At 61.2% G+C, this 4,227-nt stretch carries 6 protein-coding genes and 1 pseudogene; 3 read left to right on the forward strand and 4 right to left on the reverse strand.

Annotation, left to right across the window (positions count from 1 at the left end; all coding sequences use genetic code 11):
- Positions 1-51: 51 nt before the first annotated feature.
- Both AWB81_RS49025 and AWB81_RS40815 read right to left on the reverse strand, forming a co-directional pair.
- The gene (locus AWB81_RS49025; protein WP_374730550.1) at positions 52-393 is read right to left on the reverse strand and encodes an IS3 family transposase; all 342 of its coding nucleotides are present in this window, start codon (positions 391-393) and stop codon (positions 52-54) included.
- Between the two features lie 118 nt (positions 394-511).
- A complete protein-coding gene (locus AWB81_RS40815; RefSeq protein ID WP_062644104.1) occupies positions 512-826 on the reverse strand; it encodes a transposase in 315 nt (104 codons plus the stop codon).
- A gap of 149 nt (positions 827-975) precedes the next feature.
- On the opposite strand from AWB81_RS40815, the gene AWB81_RS40820 reads away from it, so the two are divergent.
- The 3 genes from AWB81_RS40820 to AWB81_RS49030 all read left to right on the forward strand — a co-directional run bounded on the left by AWB81_RS40820 (position 976) and on the right by AWB81_RS49030 (position 3,286).
- Positions 976-2,685 carry an alpha/beta hydrolase gene (locus tag AWB81_RS40820; RefSeq protein WP_144444344.1) on the forward strand — a complete coding sequence of 570 codons (1,710 nt, stop codon included), beginning with the start codon at positions 976-978 and terminating at the stop codon, positions 2,683-2,685.
- A gap of 134 nt (positions 2,686-2,819) precedes the next feature.
- The gene (locus AWB81_RS40825; RefSeq protein WP_144444345.1) at positions 2,820-3,104 is read left to right on the forward strand and encodes a hypothetical protein; all 285 of its coding nucleotides are present in this window, start codon (positions 2,820-2,822) and stop codon (positions 3,102-3,104) included.
- Positions 3,080-3,286, forward strand: coding sequence for a DUF6429 family protein (locus tag AWB81_RS49030; protein WP_374730549.1), 207 nt, complete (start codon positions 3,080-3,082; stop codon positions 3,284-3,286). The genes AWB81_RS40825 and AWB81_RS49030 overlap by 25 nt, the downstream gene beginning before the upstream one ends.
- Positions 3,287-3,575: 289 nt before the next feature.
- Here the strand turns inward: AWB81_RS49030 and AWB81_RS46645 are convergent, their stop codons facing one another.
- Both AWB81_RS46645 and AWB81_RS47830 read right to left on the reverse strand, forming a co-directional pair.
- Positions 3,576-3,770, reverse strand: a complete 195-nt coding sequence (locus tag AWB81_RS46645) for a PLC family EF-hand domain-containing protein (RefSeq protein WP_200822629.1) — start codon at positions 3,768-3,770, stop codon at positions 3,576-3,578.
- 277 nt (positions 3,771-4,047) lie between these two features.
- A pseudogene (locus AWB81_RS47830) lies at positions 4,048-4,227 on the reverse strand (IS30 family transposase); the annotation flags it as partial.

A 4,227-nucleotide genomic window follows, 5' to 3' on the forward strand; every position in this document is an offset into this window, starting at 1 on the left:
GCAGTCATGCTAACCCGCGTTTGTTTTCACACGCCAGGCCAGCCTTCCACCTCACGGGAAGTCATACTGTCTGAACACGTCAAGCACCACGGCCAGATATAAGAACCCTTCGCCACTGGGGATATAGGTGGCATCTGCCACCCACAGTATGTTCGGGCCTTTCGCACTGAAGTGCCGGCGTACCAGGTCCGGCGCACGCCGTGTTCCCCCACGTTGTCGCGTAGTGCGTGGCCATCGCCGTCGGCTTGCCCCGCATAGGCCTGCGATGCGCATCAGGCGAGCTACCCGCTTGCGTCCCACGTGCACGCCTTCGCGCGCGAGTTGCGCATGGATACGCGGCGCGCCATACGTACCGCGCGAACTCGCGTGCATCGTACGAATGCGCGCAGCAATTGGGCATCGTTACAAGACTGCTTTGATGGCTCGCGAACTAGCCACGCGTAGTATCCGCTGGTCGAGACTCCCAGCAGCCGCGCCATCGTGACAATGGGCCAACGGGCCCGGTACGCTCTCATGAATCCGTATCCTTCGAGGATACGGCTCCTGTCTCGCGGGCGAACCAGGCTGCGGCGTGAGAGAGAATGTCGCGCTCCGTCTTTAATTGACGATTCTCGCGGCGCAAACGTGCGAGTTCTTGGCGCTCAGCGGTGGTCAAACCCTCGTTACGCACGCCGGCGTCGATATCCGCCTGCGCCACCCAGTTGATTATCGTCTGCACGCTAGGCTCGAACTCTCGCGCTAGCTCCTCAGGTGTTCGACCGGCCTTCACCAGATCAACGATGCGAGCCCGGAACTCTGCCGGGTACGGCGCTCGATGCTTGCCCATTTTGCCACCTCCTTATCCAAAGGATAGGTGTCCGTTTTCGCGGGTCAACTTCACACCTGGTCGGGTTGCCGGCGCCGCTCAATGCCGGCGACTCACTGTCGGTCGTGCAACGCATGTGCCCGGGCAACCCGCCCAGCAACCCGGGCGGCATGACCGTCCAACCATGCTCTGCTCTGCCCGCACCGCAAGTGGCGCCCGTTCAATGCGGTGACCAGCTTGTCACGGTCACTCAGATCGCAACGGGCGCAACGGTGAAGGTGTATGTCAATCAACTGAAGGCTGGCGAAGGCGGCGGTCCGGCCGTTTTGCTGAAAGCGCCGGTCCAGCACGGCGACGTCGTCGACGTGGTCCAGCAGGTCGGCACCTGCGTGAGCCACCTGGCGCAAGAGCTGCACTGCCTTTGCGCGGCCCCGCCGGTGACGTTCGATCCTTCCGCACTCGACCTGCTTCCTGTCGGTTTCACTGACTACAACGGTGGCACCGTCTCGGTCGGTGGGCAAACGCTGCATGTACGCGGCAACGCGTTCTATCCGGCCGAAGACGACGGCAGCGGCCAGCCGTTCAACAAGCGCCGCGCCAAACGGGGCCCGGTACCGTTGATCTTCATGGCCCACGGCAACCATTCGCCGGAGGATCCGAGTTATCTCGGCTATGACTACTTTCAGAATGCGCTCGCCAAGATGGGTTTCGTCGCGATTTCGGTCGATTGCAACGAGCTCAACGGCAACGCCTCGGGCGCCGGCAACATTCTTGACCGTGCCGATCTGATCAACGCGTCGATCGCGCACTTCCAGGCGCTGAACGGCACTGATCCGCTGCTCAAGAAGAAGCTCGACTTCAGCAAGCTCGGGCTGATGGGCCACTCGCGAGGCGGCGAAGCCGTGGTGATTGCACCAGCCCGAGCCAGCAAGCCGGCCAATGCGGTCGTGCTCGCAGTTCTCTCGTTGGCGCCGACCGACTGGGGTGCGACAAGCGGCCCGCCAACCGGCTACGAATTCCAGACGCTGCTGCCCGCTGCCGACGGCGACGTGCAGAACAACGACGGCGCCAAGTACTACGACCGCTGCCTGCCTCCAGCCTTCAAGTCGCAGCTCTACGTGCACAACGCCTGCCACAACTTCTTCAACCGGCAACGGCTCCTGAACGACAACGGCGGCGCGCTACCGACGATGCCGCGCTCGGATCACGAGCGGGTGCTGCTCATCTATGGCTGCGCGTTCTTCCGCCGCGTGCTGGCCGGGCACGGCACTGTCGGATTTCTCACCGGCAACGAGCAGCCGCCGGCCGCGCCGACCACGCTGGTCCATCTCTCATTCCAGTGGGTCAAGAGCCTTACCGTCGACGGTCAACAGCAGAACAACTGGATCCCAATGAACAACCTGAGCCAACCGACGAGCCAGAGCGGACTTGCGGCCGGCGAATACGGCCTGAGCCAGAGCGCAGCCAATCGCTACAACAACTCGTTTTATGGCGACTCCGTCGGCATGGTGGCGAAACCGAGGAAGACCAACGGCATTTTCCGCTCCCAGCTTCCGGCAAAGACGACCCTCACCGACCAGGAAGTCTGGATTCGCGTGGCCGATGTCTTCGACGGCAGCTTTCCGACGGCCGCGACAGGCTTCGAATTGGGGCTCGAATTCTCCGGCGGAACGATCCAGTGGGTCGATTCGGATGATGTCGGCGGTGTGCCACTACCGTTCGATCGTGGCAGCATGACGAAGAGCATGCCATCGACTTTGCGCTTTCCCGTTCGCTGCTTCGCGCTCGGCCGGCGCGATAAGAGCGTGCGGGCCATCCTGTTGCGACTGAATCGCAAGAACGTCCGGGCGCTGGCGTTCGAAGATCTTCAGATCGTGTAGATGCGGAGACGAACATGACACTTCCCAACGATGGTGCGGCCCGCGAGCCGCCGCGAGAGGAAAGACCGATCTCGCTGCCGAAACTCAAGGCGGCGATTGCCCGCCGCGTACAGCAAGAGAAGCCGAGGCGCTTCGTGACGCAAGGCAAGGAGTACTTCGAAACCGATGTCATCGAAATTGATGTCGAGACCGATGGTGACTTCGCGATCGCGGGCACCGGACCAGCGTTGTTCGTTGGAGAAGTACCAATCGTCGACAGCGAGAAGCTGGGCCCGCACCGGCATCGGTTTTTCGCACCGGGTTCGACGACGCTGCCGAAAGATGCACTTCTCGCGTTGGGACGCGCCGGCTCCGGTGCTCCGCAGCCGGAACAGAAGACGAAACTGCGACTGCAGTGGAAAACGGCTGCTGGCCGCTAGCTCCTTTCCGGCGCGAGAAGGGGTACATCACCGACCCCCACGGCCACCGCGAGTCCGTCTACCTGACAGAGCGAGGTCTGCAACTGGCCAAGCGACTGGCGGATGAAATGTTCGGACTTCCCGGCGCTCCTGGCGCGAAGCCAGGCAGATGGAAGTGCGGGCTGGGCGGATGGCCGCTTTAGGGCCGACGGATTCATGGCAGTGAGCGTCTGGTCAGGGTGGCGGATGCAACAGGTCGATGCAACGCTCGGGTCAACTGCGGGCTGCCCTGACAGTCCGACGCCGGCAAAACTCCAGCTAACCAATCGCAGAAGCGCGTTCGTCCGTCGCCACGCGCTTGGAATAAGGCATTACTTCTCGAGTAAGCGCAGGAGGGATTTGCACGCACGGGGCCCGAGTTCTCGGCAGTCTATCGTGCTGTCCTTGTCGGGGTTGGCGGTCTTCAAGCGCGCCTCGACAACCTTGAGAAAATCACTTTTTATCAAGCGTTCCATCATGGTCGGAATCGGCAACTTGCAACTCCGCCTTCATCATTCTCCCGCTCAATTCCTTTGGGTCCAGAGCGCCGTCGTTGTCGCGATTGAGTTGATCGAATAACGCGGATGCGGCCTTTTGCGCTTCATTGAGGTCCATCGTGCCGTCGTTGTCTGGATCAAGCGCCTTCATCGCGGGGCATCCTTTGGCTCGTCGTTTGCACAAAGGCGGGCGTTGTTACGATGATGGCGCACGAGGCAACGATCAAAGCACTAAGAAATGCAAATATCCTTTTTGACAGCGCTTCCTCAAGTCATCGAATGAAACAAGACTCCGAACCTCGCGACATGGTCACTATGTCGGCCAACGTACGTCGAGGATCCAACTATTTGAATTCGATAAGGTGTTCCGCTGAGAGTGTGGACGCTCATGCACGACTATCTTTGGAAAACCGCTTTGCTTTCTCAGACAGGAGTCGCTCTTGGATTTCGGACGGCCGCACATGGATGCTGACCACATCCAGAATCTGTCCGCGCCGGTCTATGCCCCGGGTGCGCGGCATACGCATGCTGTGGCCGTGGCGCAGGCAGGCAACGAACTGACGGCGCAGTTCTCCGCACGGCTGGGAGTGGATGGCCGTGTAGATGGT

It is taken from the genome of Caballeronia arationis (assembly GCF_001544975.2).
Taxonomy (GTDB): domain Bacteria; phylum Pseudomonadota; class Gammaproteobacteria; order Burkholderiales; family Burkholderiaceae; genus Caballeronia; species Caballeronia arationis.

Coding starts and splice junctions, on each gene's coding strand:
- AWB81_RS40815 (WP_062644104.1), bottom strand. CDS start 826: ATGGGCAAGCATCGAGCGCCGTACCCGGCAGAGTTCCGGGCTCGCATC.
- AWB81_RS40820 (WP_144444344.1), top strand. CDS start 976: ATGACCGTCCAACCATGCTCTGCTCTGCCCGCACCGCAAGTGGCGCCC.
- AWB81_RS46645 (WP_200822629.1), bottom strand. CDS start 3,770: ATGAAGGCGCTTGATCCAGACAACGACGGCACGATGGACCTCAATGAA.